Source organism: Saccharothrix sp. NBAS 001 (assembly GCF_056640475.1).
In genome coordinates, this window is record NZ_CM153251.1 from 9,288,135 (window position 1) to 9,302,677 (window position 14,543).

22 protein-coding genes and 1 tRNA gene are annotated in these 14,543 nt (G+C 68.8%); 9 read left to right on the forward strand and 14 right to left on the reverse strand.

What is annotated here, in order from left to right; translation table 11 throughout:
- Positions 1 to 5 precede the first annotated feature (5 nt).
- The 4 genes from AC0HI0_RS41890 to AC0HI0_RS41905 all read left to right on the forward strand — a co-directional run bounded on the left by AC0HI0_RS41890 (position 6) and on the right by AC0HI0_RS41905 (position 3,031).
- Entirely contained in the window at positions 6 to 1,040 is a 1,035-nt protein-coding gene (locus AC0HI0_RS41890; protein WP_480929012.1) for a glycoside hydrolase domain-containing protein, read from the forward strand.
- Positions 1,037 to 1,822, forward strand: a complete 786-nt coding sequence (locus tag AC0HI0_RS41895; RefSeq protein ID WP_480929013.1) for a PIG-L family deacetylase — start codon at positions 1,037 to 1,039, stop codon at positions 1,820 to 1,822. The genes AC0HI0_RS41890 and AC0HI0_RS41895 overlap by 4 nt, the downstream gene beginning before the upstream one ends.
- A 43-nt stretch (positions 1,823 to 1,865) precedes the next feature.
- The gene (locus AC0HI0_RS41900; protein WP_480929014.1) at positions 1,866 to 2,258 is read left to right on the forward strand and encodes a hypothetical protein; all 393 of its coding nucleotides are present in this window, start codon (positions 1,866 to 1,868) and stop codon (positions 2,256 to 2,258) included.
- A 113-nt stretch (positions 2,259 to 2,371) separates the two neighbouring features.
- Entirely contained in the window at positions 2,372 to 3,031 is a 660-nt protein-coding gene (locus AC0HI0_RS41905; protein ID WP_480929015.1) for a BRO-N domain-containing protein, read from the forward strand.
- A gap of 238 nt (positions 3,032 to 3,269) precedes the next feature.
- Here AC0HI0_RS41905 and AC0HI0_RS41910 read toward each other — a convergent pair whose 3' ends face one another.
- From AC0HI0_RS41910 to AC0HI0_RS41925, 4 genes are all read right to left on the reverse strand, one after another.
- Positions 3,270 to 3,734, reverse strand: a complete 465-nt coding sequence (locus AC0HI0_RS41910; protein ID WP_480929016.1) for a hypothetical protein — start codon at positions 3,732 to 3,734, stop codon at positions 3,270 to 3,272.
- Between the two features lie 103 nt (positions 3,735 to 3,837).
- Positions 3,838 to 4,659 (reverse strand): hypothetical protein, encoded by an 822-nt coding sequence (locus AC0HI0_RS41915; protein WP_480929017.1) that lies wholly within the window; start codon positions 4,657 to 4,659, stop codon positions 3,838 to 3,840.
- Positions 4,660 to 4,720: 61 nt separating this feature from the next.
- Entirely contained in the window at positions 4,721 to 5,257 is a 537-nt protein-coding gene (locus AC0HI0_RS41920) for a hypothetical protein (RefSeq protein WP_480929018.1), read from the reverse strand.
- Positions 5,254 to 5,715 carry a hypothetical protein gene (locus AC0HI0_RS41925; RefSeq protein WP_480929019.1) on the reverse strand — a complete coding sequence of 154 codons (462 nt, stop codon included), beginning with the start codon at positions 5,713 to 5,715 and terminating at the stop codon, positions 5,254 to 5,256. The genes AC0HI0_RS41920 and AC0HI0_RS41925 overlap by 4 nt, the downstream gene beginning before the upstream one ends.
- Positions 5,716 to 5,788: 73 nt before the next feature.
- Here AC0HI0_RS41925 and AC0HI0_RS41930 point away from each other — a divergent pair, with 73 nt between their 5' ends.
- Positions 5,789 to 6,016: a hypothetical protein gene (locus AC0HI0_RS41930; protein WP_480929020.1), complete on the forward strand. Its 228-nt coding sequence runs from the start codon at positions 5,789 to 5,791 to the stop codon at positions 6,014 to 6,016.
- On the opposite strand, the gene AC0HI0_RS41935 is transcribed toward AC0HI0_RS41930, so the two are convergent.
- The 5 genes from AC0HI0_RS41935 to AC0HI0_RS41955 all read right to left on the reverse strand — a co-directional run bounded on the left by AC0HI0_RS41935 (position 6,006) and on the right by AC0HI0_RS41955 (position 7,886).
- Complete coding sequence (locus AC0HI0_RS41935; protein ID WP_480929021.1) at positions 6,006 to 6,248, reverse strand: hypothetical protein; 243 nt, start codon at positions 6,246 to 6,248, stop codon at positions 6,006 to 6,008. The two genes, AC0HI0_RS41930 and AC0HI0_RS41935, sit on opposite strands and share 11 nt — an antisense overlap.
- Before the next feature lie 33 nt (positions 6,249 to 6,281).
- Complete coding sequence (locus AC0HI0_RS41940; RefSeq protein ID WP_480929022.1) at positions 6,282 to 6,608, reverse strand: hypothetical protein; 327 nt, start codon at positions 6,606 to 6,608, stop codon at positions 6,282 to 6,284.
- 387 nt (positions 6,609 to 6,995) lie between these two features.
- Positions 6,996 to 7,319: a hypothetical protein gene (locus AC0HI0_RS41945; protein WP_480929023.1), complete on the reverse strand. Its 324-nt coding sequence runs from the start codon at positions 7,317 to 7,319 to the stop codon at positions 6,996 to 6,998.
- The gene (locus AC0HI0_RS41950) at positions 7,319 to 7,660 is read right to left on the reverse strand and encodes a hypothetical protein (RefSeq protein WP_480929024.1); all 342 of its coding nucleotides are present in this window, start codon (positions 7,658 to 7,660) and stop codon (positions 7,319 to 7,321) included. Before AC0HI0_RS41950 ends, AC0HI0_RS41945 begins: the two co-directional genes overlap by 1 nt.
- A 1-nt stretch (position 7,661) precedes the next feature.
- Positions 7,662 to 7,886 carry a hypothetical protein gene (locus tag AC0HI0_RS41955; RefSeq protein WP_480929025.1) on the reverse strand — a complete coding sequence of 75 codons (225 nt, stop codon included), beginning with the start codon at positions 7,884 to 7,886 and terminating at the stop codon, positions 7,662 to 7,664.
- A gap of 218 nt (positions 7,887 to 8,104) precedes the next feature.
- Here AC0HI0_RS41955 and AC0HI0_RS41960 point away from each other — a divergent pair, with 218 nt between their 5' ends.
- Positions 8,105 to 8,977: a helix-turn-helix domain-containing protein gene (locus AC0HI0_RS41960; RefSeq protein WP_480929026.1), complete on the forward strand. Its 873-nt coding sequence runs from the start codon at positions 8,105 to 8,107 to the stop codon at positions 8,975 to 8,977.
- 11 nt (positions 8,978 to 8,988) lie between these two features.
- The gene (locus tag AC0HI0_RS41965) at positions 8,989 to 9,177 is read left to right on the forward strand and encodes a DUF397 domain-containing protein (RefSeq protein WP_480929027.1); all 189 of its coding nucleotides are present in this window, start codon (positions 8,989 to 8,991) and stop codon (positions 9,175 to 9,177) included.
- 130 nt (positions 9,178 to 9,307) lie between these two features.
- On the opposite strand, the gene AC0HI0_RS41970 is transcribed toward AC0HI0_RS41965, so the two are convergent.
- Positions 9,308 to 9,381: transfer RNA gene (locus AC0HI0_RS41970), tRNA-Leu, on the reverse strand.
- 185 nt (positions 9,382 to 9,566) lie between these two features.
- Between AC0HI0_RS41970 and AC0HI0_RS41975 the strand changes: the two genes are divergently transcribed.
- The gene (locus AC0HI0_RS41975) at positions 9,567 to 9,788 is read left to right on the forward strand and encodes a DUF3618 domain-containing protein (protein WP_480929028.1); all 222 of its coding nucleotides are present in this window, start codon (positions 9,567 to 9,569) and stop codon (positions 9,786 to 9,788) included.
- Between the two features lie 6 nt (positions 9,789 to 9,794).
- On the opposite strand, the gene AC0HI0_RS41980 is transcribed toward AC0HI0_RS41975, so the two are convergent.
- The 4 genes from AC0HI0_RS41980 to AC0HI0_RS41995 form a co-directional block, all read right to left on the reverse strand.
- The gene (locus tag AC0HI0_RS41980; protein WP_480929029.1) at positions 9,795 to 10,409 is read right to left on the reverse strand and encodes a TetR/AcrR family transcriptional regulator; all 615 of its coding nucleotides are present in this window, start codon (positions 10,407 to 10,409) and stop codon (positions 9,795 to 9,797) included.
- Positions 10,410 to 10,463: 54 nt separating this feature from the next.
- Complete coding sequence (locus AC0HI0_RS41985) at positions 10,464 to 10,766, reverse strand: hypothetical protein (RefSeq protein ID WP_480929030.1); 303 nt, start codon at positions 10,764 to 10,766, stop codon at positions 10,464 to 10,466.
- A gap of 694 nt (positions 10,767 to 11,460) precedes the next feature.
- Positions 11,461 to 11,961 (reverse strand): cupin domain-containing protein, encoded by a 501-nt coding sequence (locus AC0HI0_RS41990; RefSeq protein ID WP_480929031.1) that lies wholly within the window; start codon positions 11,959 to 11,961, stop codon positions 11,461 to 11,463.
- A gap of 108 nt (positions 11,962 to 12,069) precedes the next feature.
- Positions 12,070 to 12,648 (reverse strand): TetR/AcrR family transcriptional regulator, encoded by a 579-nt coding sequence (locus AC0HI0_RS41995; protein WP_480934505.1) that lies wholly within the window; start codon positions 12,646 to 12,648, stop codon positions 12,070 to 12,072.
- A gap of 103 nt (positions 12,649 to 12,751) precedes the next feature.
- Here AC0HI0_RS41995 and AC0HI0_RS42000 point away from each other — a divergent pair, with 103 nt between their 5' ends.
- The gene (locus AC0HI0_RS42000; RefSeq protein WP_480934506.1) at positions 12,752 to 14,239 is read left to right on the forward strand and encodes a flavin-containing monooxygenase; all 1,488 of its coding nucleotides are present in this window, start codon (positions 12,752 to 12,754) and stop codon (positions 14,237 to 14,239) included.
- Positions 14,240 to 14,543: the final 304 nt, after the last annotated feature.

Consider the following 14,543-nt stretch of genomic DNA (forward strand, 5'->3'; position numbering starts at 1 on the left):
GACACATGGCCGACGATGACGAAGTCCTCGACTACTCCGCCGGCCTACCGGGCGCGGCGGCGATCAAGCGGGCCGGTTACATCGGAGCCGTCCGCTACATCGGACTCCCCGGCTACGCGAAGAACACCAGCAAAGCCGAACTGGACGACTTCCTCCGCAACGACCTCGGCATGGCGCTGGTGTTCGAGCACTTCGACGACGACTGGACCCGAGGCTACGACTGGGGCCGCCAGAAGTACCGGCAGGCGCGCAACCACGCCGACGCGATCGGCTTCCCGACGCACCGGCCGATCTACATGGCGGTGGACCGGGACGTGGTGACGGCGGCGGACTTCCAGGCGTGCCGCGACTACCTGCGTGGCGCGCGTGACGAGGCGGGCAGCGTCGACTTGGTCGGCGAGTACGGCGAGCACGACGTGTGCGCCATGGCCGCGAACGAGGGTCTGACCGCGTGGCACTGGCAGACCCGGGCGTGGTCCGGCACACCGGTGAAGCTGTTCGCGGGCAGGCACCTCTACCAGTACCCCGGGACCGTCAACGTGGGCGGAATCGGCTGTGACATCAACGCCGTGGTGCGGCCCGACTGGGGCCAGCACACGGCATCCGCATCCAAGGCCGCTCCGATCCCCGAAGGAAGTGACGACGCCATGATCTTCGTCGGCGTGTTCGACCACGACAACAACCGGTGGGTGGACGACAACCGGTACCTGCTCAACGGGGGTCTGATCACCGGGGGGTTCACCTCGGCGGATGTCGACGCGGCCCGAGCGGACGCCCGCAACGGCACGGTCGCGGTGCTGGGTCTGCGGCACGAAGTGTTCACCGACCTCCGCGTCAAGAGCGACACCATTCTCAGCAACGCCGAGTACGGGGCGAAGCTGGTCGAGTTGACGTCGCAGTTGGCCGAGGTGATGTCCGGCATCGGCTCGGGCCTGGGTGGCGGCGCTCCGGTCGACGTCAAGAAGCTGGCGTCGGCGATCGCGGACGAGACCGACCGGCGGGAGCGTGACGGCGACCCGGCCACCGGCTCCCCGTCGTGACCCACAAGACGGTCAACTTCGTCGCCCACCCGGACGACGACCTGCTGTTCATGAACCCGGACATCCTGTCCGACGTCCAGTCCGGGCAGGAGACGTGGGTGGTCTACTTGACCGCCGGGAACCTCACGCGGGGCCCGGCGGGCATGGACTACGCGGACCGGCGGATCCAAGGGTTGCGCGCCGCGTACGCGCGGGCGGCGAAGGTCGCCAACGCCTGGGACTTCCAGCTGCTCACCCTCCCGACCGGACGCACCGTGGCCACCAACAGGCTCACCGCCGCGCCGCATGTCCGGCTGGCCTGGACGTTCGTCAACGCGGCCAACGGGCCCGACAACGGCGACCTGTACGCGATGTGGCAGGACCCGACCTACGTCGCCCATCCGATCGACGGTCGCCCGGCCTACACCAAGGCGGGGTTTTCGGTGATGTTGCGCGAGTTGATCGCGTACGTCGACCCGACGTTCCTGCGCATCGGCGACCTGAACGGGCTCCAGGCCGGTGACCACATCGACCACGCGTGCGCCGCCAAGTTCGCCGCCAACGCCAACACGTCGATCGGCAAGGTCGAGCGGCGGATGGATGGCTACTTCGGCTACGCGATCCAGTCTTGGCCAGCCTGCATCGGCGGCTACTGGGCGGCGGAGAAGGCCGCTGTCTGGTCCGCCTACCGGGCGCTGGACGACGCGTTCGCCGGTAACCCGACCGCGTGGGACGACGTAGCCACCCGCCAGTACCGCCGGCACATGTGGCTGCCCGGCGACACCGCACCCACCGACCTGTAACCCCTGCCCGACACCCCTGACCCTGAACCCACGGAGTACTCGCATGCGCATTTTCGGCCGTGAGCCCGCCTACTGGCTCTCCCTCGTGTCCGCCGCCGTGGCACTGATCTCCGCCACCGTCCTGCCGTTGACCGTCGACCAGCAGGGCCTCGTCAACGCGTTCGCCGCCGCTTTCGTCGGCGTCGTCACCGCGTGGGCGCTGGCCGGCGAGAAGCTGGTGGCGGCGTTGGTCGGCGCATTCAAGGCCGCGATCGCCCTGTCCTTGGCGTTCGGTCTGGCGTGGGCACCCGAGGTGCAGTCGACCGCGATGGTGTTGGTCGAACTGCTCCTGACCGGGCTCCTGGTCCGGCCCAACGTGGTCGCCCCGGTCGCAGCTCCCGGCGCGCGCGTGACCTACGCCGGCACGACCTTCGGGGATCAGCGCACGAACGGCTGACCCCGAACTTCAAGCCGGGCCCGCGACGACGGTCGCGGGCCTTTGTCGTGCCCGGCCGGTTGCTGAGAGACCAGCTGGCCGGGCACGCCTGTCTCTCGTCTCTCTGGAGAACCATGTCGATCCAGCTGTTCAACAACGGAGAGTTCGAACTTCGGGTCCTGCCGGAAGGCGACTCGTTCACCGTGGCCGCGCCGGGCCTCGCACGCGCACTCGGCCACCGGCACGCCAACCACATGCTGGCCAACGTCCCCGACGAAGAGAAGGGGTACCGCCTGGACGGTACCCCCGGCGGACCGCAGAACGTCTGGCACGTGTCGGAGCCCGGCTTCTACCGGGTTCTCGGTCAACGCCAGTTGGGGCGCATCAAGGACGACGCTGTTCGCGGCCAGGTCGAGCGGTTCCAGAACTGGATCTACCGGGACGTGCTGCCCACGATCCGCCGGACGGGCCGCTACGAACGCCCGTTGGACGAGCCGGTCACCCTCACCTGGGACGAGGTCACCACCCTGATGCGGCAGCGCTACGGCCTGGTCGTGTCCGTGCCGCTGCTCACGCGGACCCTGCGCGCGGCCGGTGTCCTGCGGCAGACCGGCGTCCCGCGCAAGGTCCACCAGCACTTCTTCTGGTTCACGGGCACCTCGTGGACGATCCACCCGCACGCGGTGCCGTTCCTGACCCGCCAGTTCGAGGAGACCGCCGGGCAGCTCCGCGAGTTCCGGTTCATCCAAGCGCGTCTGGAGTACGACGGGTTTACCCCGGAGTTGCACACCTGACCCCTGCCGCCTCCCCGGCAGGACGCCCGTGAGACTCCCCTCGCACGGGCACACGCCCCCGCCCCACCGGTCTTCGGACCGGTGGGGCGGGGGCGTCTTGTCGTCGGAGGAGACCTGGGCGCGTGTCCGGTCAGGTGACCTTCCCGTTTTGCCGGGTGACTCCTGCTGCTGGCCGGGAGCGGGTCCGGTAGTCGTGATCACGCCCGCCGGAGTGGCGGGGCGTCGTCGTGTCGGGCGGTCAGCGTTCCTCGTCCTGGTCGTCGATGCGCACGCACTCGGTCGGGGTCACGCGGTAGACGTGGCCCAGGCGGGACATCGCGATCTGCTCCGGCAGGTCGCCCAGCGCGAAGCTCCAGCCGCTCTGCCCGACGCCGTGCGGGTCCGGCAGGCGGTACGTGGGCAGCGGCCCGGAGGTCGTGCCCCAGTGGCCCGACGTCCAGCCGGTGTGCACGAGCGGGAGGTCCGAGGAGTACCCGGCCGCGAGGCACGTCCGGACCAGGCGCTCCACGAAGGTCAGCGGCATGCCGACCAGCCGCCGGTCGCCCGGGATCGGCATCGGCCGCGCGGGGTCGGCCTGGTAGTCGGCCAGGGTCGGCAGTCCGGCGATCAGTGCGGCGAGGTATTCGTCGTACTCCCGGTTCCAGCGCTCCCGGTCCGCGACGTTGCGAGCCGGGGCCGGGATCGGAGGGAGGGGCGTGGGCATGGATGTTCTCCTGCGGTCCTCAACGGTGAGTGGGCGCGACCCCGCGAGGCGGGGACTGCGGATCGTTCACCCCCGCCCGTGCGGGGAACGGCGGACGGTCGGGTCAGCGGCCGTCGTCCGCGCGGAACCGTTCGGCGTAGTCCGCCAGCCAGATCAGGGCGGCGCGGTGGGGGTGCTGGCCGGCGGGGTGGTCGTAGATCGTCCACAACTGGCGGCCGCGGTCCGCGGTGACGGTGCGGTCCTTGGTCCCGTCGCGCCACAGCTCGGCGAGTTCGGCGTGTCCGGCGCGGTCGAGCTGGCCCAGAACCTCGGCGTGGGCCTGGGCTTGGGTGAGCCCGCCCGGTCCGATGACCGGTTCGAGCCGGCGGTCGGCGTCGTTGTAGGTGACCCGCAGGTGGTTCCACTGTTTGGGCGGCAGGGCTCCCTCGTGGTCGAGGACGTCGCGGGCCGCGCGGTCGAACTCGCTGTCCGGGACGTCGGCGAGGGTCTGGGTCGGGGCGTCGCCGAGCAGGTCGTACCGCTCGGCGGCGAACCGGTCGGCGATCCGGCCGGCCACGCAGGCGAGCGTGGCGTCGACCGGCCAGTCTCCCTTGAGCAGCGTGTCCCAGCCGAGGGCGTGCAGGCGCGCGACGACCTGGTCCTCCAGCATGAACTCGTCGCACCCGCCCTCGGGCGGCGTGCCGTCGGCGGCCAGCCGGCCGGCGGTCACGGCTTGGCGGTAGTCGGTCTCCAGCCGGGCGGCCAGCGCGGTCGCCTCGGCGTCGGGCAGGGCGGCGGGCGGTCGCCCGTCGACCCGGACCACGATCCGGTACCAGCGGTCGTACACCACTGAATGGCCGGGCAGCCCGAACAGGTGGTGCTGCCGGGCGGGGATCGTCTCGAACCGGGGGGCGGGCACCGGTCGGTCGTGGCGGCGGTCGTTCATGGCGGTCCTTCCGAAGGTCGGTGTGGAACCCCCACCAGGGCGGGGAACACCGGGCGGCAACCTATCCGAGGTGCTGACCGGGAGGTTCGGTCAGGGCGCGGTCGGTCCGCGCGCCCTGACCGACGCGGTGCCTGACCCAGGCGTGCGCGACGTCGCGGTCCCATTCCGCGCGCCCGGTGGCGAGGTTGTAGCGGTACCGGCCCGGTGCCTGACCCCTGGCCACGTAGCCGGTCAGCGTGCCGGGGGCGACGCCGGCAAGCGCGGCGAACTCGGCCAGGCCGAGCGTGGGGCGCTCGGGAGGGGCCTGCCCGAGCAGGACGGCCACGGCCGCGTCGTAGGCGGACTCCAGCGCGAGGGTCGTCGCGGACTTGGGGGCGAGCCGGAGCCGCATCACGCTCGGGTGGCCGCCGGCCGCGTCGATGTCGGTGTCGTAGGAGCGGCCGGCCAGGTAGGCGATCCAGCGCAGCGTGGGGTGGCGGCGGTGGACCTCGCCGCGCACCGCCTGCTCCGACAGCGCGCCGTTGCGCACGTACTCCAGCAACTCGTCGTCGGGGGTGTCGCGGACCTCGTGCTCGTTGGGGAAGTCGTCGGGGGTCATGCGTCGGCCTCGCATTCGGGGCAGGTGGCGGTGAACGGGACGCCGTGGCGACACAGGTCGGGCTGCCCGACCGGCTGGTGCGGTTCGGCCCAACGCGCCTGCACCGCGTGCAGCGCGACGACCAGGTCCCAGTCGACGGTGAGCCGGTCGACCCGGCGCTCCGCCGCGGTGAGGTCCTCCCACTGCCTGGTCCACGGCAGGCCGACGGTCCCGGCCTGGGCCACCGCGACCTCCAGCAGCTCTCCGGCCTCGGTGTCGCACAGCTGGGCCCGCGCGGCGGCCAGCCGCCGGTGGTCCACGCCGGTGGGGGCCTCACGCCCCTTGATGCGTGCGACCCGTTCGGCGACCAGTCCCCAGAACACGGAGCGGGCGGTCTCGGCGTCCGGGCCGAGGTGGAGGTTCTCGGCGGGCAGCCGGTAGGTCGGTTTGCCGGTGCCCGGTCGGGTGTGCGTCGCCATGACCCAACCTTACAGTCTCCACTGTAAGGTTGCTGGCCGGGTCACTCGAATGGACGCCCTACACTCCGCATTTATGTGGACCCACCTGAGCGCCGATCAGCGAGACGCCCTGCGCGCCGAACTTTCCACCGCCACGGCGGTCTACGAGGAGACCGGGCGGGTGCTGGTCGGTGGGGCCTGGCACGTTCTGCCGGACGGCCGGGTGGTCCACGTGTTCGAGGCTGGTGGCGTCGAGTTGTCCACGTTCACGCCGGAGTTCTTGGCCGGCGACACGGGGTTCTCGATCGCGGCTACCGGCTGAACTCGGCGACCAGTCGGTCCCGCTCCGCGTCCAACCGGGCCCGCGCCTCCATGTCGTACGGGTGCGCCTGCCCGAGTCGCAGGCGACCCACCCACCAGTAGCAGTGCCGCGAGTTGAGGTCCTCGCGGACGACCCACTGCTCTCCGGACGCGGCGATCGCGCGGGCCCGGCGCCCGTCAAGGCACGAGGTCAGGACGGTGCCGGTCGTGCGGTGCCTCACCACGTATGCCATGCGAGTGAGACTAAGCCGCAGAAATGCGGTCGGCTACCCGGCTGCGGGAGGCTGGGCGGCGGTGGCCGCCGCGGTCGCGCGCTGTCCTCCGGTCGCCACCCACGCCAGGCCCCCGCCACCGCCGAGGAGGAGCAGGGTCAGGCTGAGGTTTCCGCGCGGGCCGATCGCGTCCCGGCACTTCTCACGGATCTCGTCGTTGCTCAGCGACAACCCGGACCCGTAGCTCGGGAACAGCGCCGCGCCGCAGGACTTGTCGCTGCCCGAGACCGTGACGCTGGTCGGGATGAGGCCGAACAACAGCGCGCCGACGATCAGTGCGAGGCTGGCCCAGCCGAGCAGGGCGCGCGAGTCGACGTCCACGATCTACCTCCATGTAGGCGTTTGGTGTGATCTCGCGGAGGCTGGGTGGTTCGTTACCACGTCTGCCGCGTGTCCTCGTCGTCCTCTGTGTCCAGAGGCGGGGAGTAGGCGGTGCGACGCAGCCACGCCACTATCCGCGCCCACGCCTCGCGCAGCACCTGCATCACCGTCTCCTCTCGACACTCGGGACTGGGTGGGGCCGGCCCTCCGCAGCTGCTCACGGAGGGACGACCCCGCGCCCGTCGCGACGGGCGCCCTCCGGACCGACCTGCGCGAGACCGGCCCGGGAACTCAGGGGAGCGGAGTAGAGGGGCTCCTCTCCCGGGGGAGCGGGAGAGGAGCCCGAGCACCCGTTGCCCCGGTGCTCATGAGGGAGCCACGCCCGGCTCAAGCCTCGGGCGGCGGGAGTTCGAGCAGCGCCGCGACCACCGCGGCGAGAGGCCCCGCGCAGTCCCACTCGGACGTGGTCGTCGTGTCCGCCTCGCTGTCGTCCTCGACCACCCGCTCGCGCCGGGCGAACGCCATCTCGGGGCCGACGACGTGCAGGTGGTCCAGGCAGCCGGTGCCGAGCCACGAGCGTTGGGCGATCAAGCCCATGGCGGCGGTGTCGATGCCGTCGTACACGAGGTGCCACACCGGCCACACGCCCTGTGCGCGCAGTTCGTGCAGCCGGTACGGGTCGCCTGCCGCGAAGGACAGTTCCCCGGCCATCACGCCGCCACCCCGCCCCGGCGGTGCCGGCCCTTGTAGGACACGGCGCGGCGAACCGGCTTGGTTGCCACACCCGGGCCAGGGTCGGGGGTACCTGGCCCGGGTGTGGAGTGCCCGCCACTGGTTGGAGGCGTGACGGGCAGATCGGGGGAGTGGTCGTCGGCGAAGCGGGCGGCGAGATCCGCCCGGATCAGCGCGAACACCTTGCGCCGCTGGTGGTCGTAGTACAAGGGGAGGGCGAGCGTCAGACCGATCGACACCGCCATGCCGGCCAGGATCAGCAGCACGTCGGCGTGCGTCACCAGCAGCACGATCAGGCGGGTGTCCAGCGGGCCGAACATGTCAGTGCCGGTCGGTTCGTAGCGACGCCTGAATAGTGGCCTCGCGGAGATGGCGGTGCAGTTCCGCCATGCCGGCGGTGTCGAGGAGGGCGACCAAGCGATCCTCGCCAGCCGCGATCGCCACCACCATGTCACCCTGTGCTGTCCATCCGACCAGCAGACCCGTGGGAGAACCGTTCTCGTCAACCGCCTCGATCCGGTTCACCCCTTGGAAATCAACGGCCACGGCGCTGCCCCTCCCAGGCGGATACTGAGTCTTCGGACCTCGCCCCGCTTCCAGCACTTGGGAGTAGCGGAAGCGGGGCTCGGCCACCCGGAGTACCGGGCAGACGAAAATGTAGCGTGACGAACGTAGCATGAGGAACATGCCGTTCGAGTGAACCTGCTCCCCGTTGGGTTACGCGGGCAGGCAGACTGACGTCTGGTCTTGATCCGAGGAGAGCCATGCCTGACGACCCGAAGCCCGCGCCTCCGATCCGGCGCCGCCAGTTGGCGTACCGCCTCGCCGAGCTACGAGACGAAGCGGGACTGACTCAGGACGATGTCGTCCGCGCCAGCGGCTTGAGTCGCTCGACCATCTCGAAGATCGAGAACGCTGAGCAGGCGATCCTGGAGAAGAACGTGAGACTGCTGGCGGGTGCCTACGGCGTGGCGTCACCGGAGCTGGACATGCTGCTGCGGATGGCGCGTGAGAGCAACCAGCGTGGCCTGCTCGTCGCCCACGCCGAGGTAGCCGCCGACTTCGCCAAGGACTTCATTCGGCTGGAGTCCTACGCCACCGAGGTGCTCGCCGTCGAGACGGAGTTCGCTCCGGGCCTGCTGCAAATACCCGACTACGTGCGCGCGGTCCGCCTCGTGTCGAAGCCGGACGCGTCCGAAGAGGAGCTTCGCCAGGCCGTCGAACTGCGAACCGAACGTCAGCGTCGGCTCACAGGTTCGGCCCCGCTGCGATTGAGGGTCGTGCTCGATGAGGGCATGTTCGATCGCGTGGTGGGCGGCGAGAGCGTCACCCGCGAGCAGGTTTCGCACCTGCTCGACATGTCCCGGCAGCCGCACGTGTCCATCCAGATCATGCCGAAGTCGTTTGGGCCGTACCGGGGCATGGGCTACGCGTTCTCCGTGCTGAGGTTCGACGCGGCACCGGGTTTCGATGTCGCGTACGCCGAAGCGTGGCTGTCGGCGACCTACTACGAGAAGCCTCAAGAGGTCGGGGCACACGTGGAGTTGTTCGAGCAGATCAGTACGTGCGCTCTATCACCCGAGGAGACTCGGGCTGCGCTGGATACGCTGGTCAGCGCACTTGGGAGCAACGACTGAAAGGGGTTGGGATGACCGACCTCCTCCTACGCTGGCGCAAGTCCAGTCGATCCAGCGGCGAAAATGGCAACTGCGTGGAGGTCGCCATGGCTGGCGACCGCGCGGCGCTGCGGGACTCAAAAAACTCTCGCGGCCCGCTTCTGAACGTGCCACGGGCCTCGTTCGAGGTGTTCCTCGGGCGTGTGAGGTCCATCAACTAATGGATCAGTGAGCAACGCAGAGGCCCCCAGGTGCAGGTTGCGCCTGGGGGCCTTGTCGTCAGACTGGGCGAGCGCTGTGCCCCATATCTGCCCCAGAGGGCTCGCGGTGCGTGTCTGTCGCTGCTGGTTGTGGGGCCGGAGAGACTCGAACTCTCACTGGCACGGACCTAAACCGTGTGCCTCTGCCAATTGGGCTACGGCCCCGCGCCGGCAAGCCTATCGGCAGCCCCGGACGGGCCGGAACCAGGGACGCCACGCCCGGTCCGGCCCGCCGCACAGCTCCCGCCGCCGGTTGAAAACGTCGTTACGATCACTTCACCGCCACGCCGGTCAACGTCGGCTCCCCGCCTCAACTACGGTTACCTGCAGACCGCTGCTAGGAGGAGACTGTGGCTCGCGACCCCGACACCATCCAGCGCGAGATCGAGCAGGCTCGTGACGCGCTGGCCGCGACCTTGGACGAGCTGGGCACGAGGGCCAACCCCACGCGCTTCGTCGAGGCGGGCAAGGACAGCGTGCGCGCGAAGCTCGACGAACCCAAGATCCGGTACTCGCTGATCGCGGTGGCCGTGCTCGTCGGGTTCGCCTTGCTGCGCAAGCTGTTCCGCTGACCGGCGCTACTGCCCCTTGGCGACGAGGGGTAGTAGCACCTGCTCGACCACCCGGTCGACGAACGCCAGGTCCAGCGGATCGCCGGTGAGCATCAGCCGGTAGATCAGGGCCGCGCCGGCGAGTTCCACGGCCATGCCGCGGGACGCGTCCTCGCGCAGCTCGCCCCGGTCGTCGGCGCGCTCCAGGATGCGCCGCAGCACGTCGCGCTGCGCGATCAGGAACGTCTCCCGGAACGCCGTCGCCAGCTCCGGCTCGTGCGGCAGCTCGCCCACCAGCGCCTGCGCCGCCTTGCCGATCGGACCCGACAGGAAGGCCGCGAACGACGCCAGGAACTCCCGCAGGTCGCCCGCGAGCGACCCGCTGTCCGGCTCCGCCAGGTTCTCCGCCGCGAGGTGCGTGCACGTGTCGATGACCAGGTCGAGCTTGGACTCCCACCGTCGGTAGATGGTGGCCTTGCCCGCCCGCGCCCGCGCGGCGACGGCGTCCATGGTCAGCGCGCGATAGCCGACCTCCGCCATCACCTCCAGCGCGGCCTGGCGCAACGCGTCGTCGCGGCTGGCGTCCCTGGGTCTGCCTCGCTGCGGGGTCCGTGCCGCCCCGCTGTACACCGGTGTGGCCATGTCTGCGCTCCCGTTCGCCTTTGGCCGGACATCCTAGGCGGGGAGCGCCCGGTCTCAGGCCTCGATTACCTGGTCATGAGGGGTGCTCGCGTCGGGTGCCCGGCTCGGCGGCACGGCCAATCCGTGGCGCGTGTGCAGGTACACCACGGAGAACGCGAACGCGTCACCGTCGAGCATATGCACCACGGTCCGACCGTTGCGACCTCCGGTGAGTTCGTCGGCCAGCAGATCGGCCTGGACGCGGGCCGCGATCAGGCCGGGCGCGGTGGCGTCGAGCGACCGGTCCCCGGCTCGCACGGTCACCGCCCAGTCTTCGCCGTTGCGCCGGTAGTTCGCGGTAAGGGGCTGTGCGGGCATGGCATGACCTCCGTCCTAGCCCCTATCTGACCCGCATTTCTCCGTGATCGAGACGTGAGTCCCTCGAAGAGGTGACGAACCGCCTCGCCTGTTGTCCCCTCCGGCGAACTCTTGCATAGGAGCACCAAAAGCTCCTACCTATCTCTACCGGCACCTGTACACCGACGTACCCCAAGGTCGCCGCACGTCACCATGCAAGCTCTGACGTGAACAGGGGAGAGTTCCTCAAAGTCATGACCGTGGAAGCAGCCAGTCTCAACCTAGACAGCCTTGCGAACACCAAAACATCCGATGTATGACGGAGTTTGACCAACGAGCAGTGGGTTACGTTCCTCAATGCCCAAGACCTCGTTCGGCGGCGTATGCCCACCAAATGGTCGCAAGACCCCAGTTCCCAGGTGACGGCCATCTTGGCGGCATCGTGTACTCGGACGGGCGAAAGATCAGGTTCACCGTCCTGCACGCGCAAGTCCAAGATCACCACGCCACCGCCGGCCCCGCGCGGACGTCCCCACTGCCCGTGGGTCACCTGCCGCCCGCCCCCCGTCGTCCCTCCGCGACAGCCGCCGACTGGCGACTCAGACCTGTGGAATACCGAACCCGTCGGCATGATCACCACGGGGACCGCGCCGCCACCGAGGCCGCGAGGCCCCGCCGACCCCGTCAGCCCCACACCCGGCCGGCACCCGCGCCCTCACACTTCCCGCTCCCACCGCGTGGTCTGAAAATCAGCCCGCAATGCGTCCAGTTCCGCCGCAGTCGGTTCATGTCCAGTCGCCACCATCCGCGACACCTCGCGGAAATAGTCCTCGTACCCGGCCGGCGTGAACACCATCAGACAACGGGCCGCCACGGCGGTGTCGTTGCGAAACCCGTGCGGCGTCCCACGCGGCACGGCCAACGACCCGCCCGCCCCGATCGCCACACCACCATCCGCAGTGTCGAACGTGATCTCCCCGTCCAACACCACGAAGTCCTCTTCGTGCCCGTGGTGAACGTGCGGCGCAGCCCCCAACGCGCCCGCGTCCAACGTCAACTCGACCACCGCCAGCCGTCCACCCGTATCGGTCCCGGCCAGCCTGATCGAATACCAACCCCCGACCGCCGGCAGCCGTTCCACGTCCTCGGCCCGACGAACCCCCAGTGTCATAACGCCAAAATAACCCCGGAACAACCCCGGACAACCAGCCTTCACCGATCAAACAGATCATCCGTCGAGCAGATCACCCACCGAGCAGATCACCCACCGAGCAGATCACCCACCGGACAGACCAGCCACTCAACCGATCAGCCACTCAACCGATCAGCCACCCAACCGACCAGCCACACCCCTCCACACCACTTCCATCACGTAGGTCGTGGCCAATTCCGGCCCCACCTCCGGACGCCGCTCACACCACAGCGCCAGCCGCTCCGTCGCCCCGACCACGATCTCCGCGAACGCCTCCGCCTCGATCGGATCCACGTCGCTGTCGAAACTCGCGATGACCGCCGCGATCAGGTCCGTCTGCTGCCGCCGGATCCCCTCGATCTCCTCCACCGCCGACGGCACCGTCACGGCGGCCTCCTGGCGCAGCAACGACCACGACCGGTTGTGCTCGGCGATGAACTCGAAGAACGCCGACAGCCCCAGCCGCAGCATCTCCTCCGCCGAGGTCGCTCCCGCGATCGCGAGCTGCGTGCGTTCGAGGAGTTCGGTGCGGGCGCGGTGGATGCACCCGATGAGCAGGCCCTCCTTGGAGCCGTAGTACTCGTAGAGCATCGGCTTCGACACGCCCACGCGCTCGGCGATCTCGTCCATCGACGCCGCCAGGTAGCCCCGCTCGGCGAAGACCCGTTCGGCGACGTCGAGCATCTGCGCCTTGCGCTGCGCCTTGGGCATCCGCTTGCGGCGCGGCTCCGTCGTGGTCACGAGCCGAGACTACCGCAGGTAACTTACTTCGAGTAACCTACTGGGCAGTATGCAGCCGGACTTGGAGGACGGGATGCACCGAGAGGTCAAGGTCCTGGTCGTCGGCACGGGTTTCTCGGGCCTGGGCATGGCGATCGAGCTGAAGCGCACGGGCGAACGCGACTTCGTCGTGCTGGAGAAGGCGGGCGACCTGGGCGGCACCTGGCGGGACAACTCGTACCCCGGCTGCGCGTGCGACGTGCCGTCGCACATGTACTCGTTCTCGTTCGAACTCAACCCCAAGTGGTCGAGGATGTTCGCGAAGCAGCCGGAGATCTGGGACTACCTGAAGAAGGTCGCCGACAAGTACCGGCTGCGCGAGCACATCCGGTTCAACACCAAGGTCGACGGCGCCAAGTGGGACGAGGACGCCAAGGTCTGGCACGTCAAGACGTCGACCGGCGACACCTACACCGCGAAAGCCGTGGTCGCCGGCGTCGGCGCCCTGCACATCCCGAACGTCCCGAACCTGCCGGGAATCGAGAAGTTCAAGGGCAAGACCTTCCACTCGGCGGAGTGGGACCACTCCTACGACCTCAAGGGCAAGAAGATCGCCGTGGTCGGCACCGGTGCGTCGGCCATCCAATTCGTGCCCCGAATCGCGGACGACGTGGAAAAGCTGACCCTCTTCCAGCGCACGCCGCCGTGGATCATGCCCAAGGTGGACCGGGCGATCAACACGTGGGAGCAGAAACTCTTCCGCGCGGTCCCGGTCACCCAGCGGCTGTACCGGAATTTCGTCTACTGGACGAGGGAATCCAGCGCCCTGGGCTTCGCGGTCAACCCGAAGATCATGGAACTGGCGCAGAACATCGCCAAACGCCACATGCGCTCCCAGGTCCCGGACCGGGAACTGCGCGCCAAGCTGAAGCCCGACTACACCATGGGCTGCAAGCGGGTGCTCATCTCGAACGACTACTACCCGGCTCTCATGAAGCCCACGGTCGACCTGAACACCGACGGCATCGCCGAGGTGAAGGCGAACAGCATCATCGACAAAGCCGGCGTCGAGCACAAGGTCGACGCGATCGTCTACGGCACCGGCTTCCACGTCGTGGACAGCTTCGACTACCTCGACATCCAGGGCAAAGACGGCAGGGACCTGTCCAAGCTGTGGAAAGAAAAGGGCATCGAGACCTACTACGGAATCACCGTCTCAGGCTTCCCGAACCTCTTCTTCCTGCTCGGCCCGAACACCGGCCTCGGCCACAACTCGGTAGTCTTCATGATCGAATCCCAGATCCGCTACGTCCGCCAATGCCTGGACCTCCTCGACCGCCACCACGCCGACGAACTCGACGTCCGCCCAGACGTACAGGCGAAGTTCAACAAACAACTGCAACAAAAACTGACCAAGGGCGTCTGGACCGAAGGCGGCTGCAAGAGCTGGTACCTGGACGCCCAGGGAATAAACCGCACGGTCTGGCCAGGCTTCACCTGGCGCTACTGGATGAGGACAAAAGCGGTCAAGGCAGAGGACTACACCCTCACCCGCGCACGCCGAGACCGCGTCCCGGCATAAAAAACACACACCACTCAACCTGCGTCGTGTCATCCCCGTATGGCCCGCGCGCCAGCGAACCGCGCTTGAGTTGGGAGTGCAAGCACGCTTTTCGCTTGCACTCCCAACTCAAGGGTGGTTGTCTTCGACCGGGCCATACGGGGATGACACGACGCCCACCGCTTTTCCGTCATCCTTGGCGGCCTGCCCGTCCGGCGAGGACGCTTTTATGACAAAGAACCGGCTCCAAGCAAAACCCAGGTCGAAACCCCCTGATTCGACAGGCGTGGCCTCCGGCCCCCGTCTCGATCATCCCACGCACCAC